General features: G+C 65.5%; 1 protein-coding gene. It reads left to right on the top strand.

Going from position 1 to position 412, the window contains the following annotated elements; genetic code table 11:
* On the top strand, window positions 1–412 hold a 412-nt coding region (locus EN786_RS36180), incomplete at both ends, for a M20/M25/M40 family metallo-hydrolase (RefSeq protein ID WP_135910051.1).

Here is a 412-nt window from a genome sequence, read left to right as displayed (position 1 = left end):
CTCCGCCAACATGGCGCAAAGGTCACCCTGCTTCCCGGGCCGGAAGGCGACCGTTCCAACCTTTTCGCGACGATCGGGCCCGCCGATGTTCCTGGCTATATCCTGTCCGGCCACATGGATGTCGTCCCCGCCGGTGAGCCGCAATGGAGCTCGCCGCCTTTCGCGCTGCGTCGTGAGGGCGAACGGCTGTATGGACGCGGCACAACGGACATGAAGGGGTTTCTCGCCGCCGCGCTTGCGGCCGTGTCCAAGTTGGCCGGGCTTCGGCTTACCAAACCAGTCCACTTCGCCTTCTCCTATGACGAGGAGATTGGGTGCCGCGGCGTACCGCATCTGATTGCCCGGCTTCCCGAACTTTGCGCCAAGCCCCTTGGGGTCATCGTCGGCGAACCGAGCGGCATGCGCGCCGTGC

The organism is Mesorhizobium sp. M4B.F.Ca.ET.143.01.1.1, assembly GCF_004792275.1.
GTDB classification, from domain to species: domain Bacteria; phylum Pseudomonadota; class Alphaproteobacteria; order Rhizobiales; family Rhizobiaceae; genus Mesorhizobium; species Mesorhizobium abyssinicae.
The sequence above is the reverse complement of the archived record's forward strand: the minus strand, read 5'-3'. Positions and strand labels throughout refer to the sequence as shown.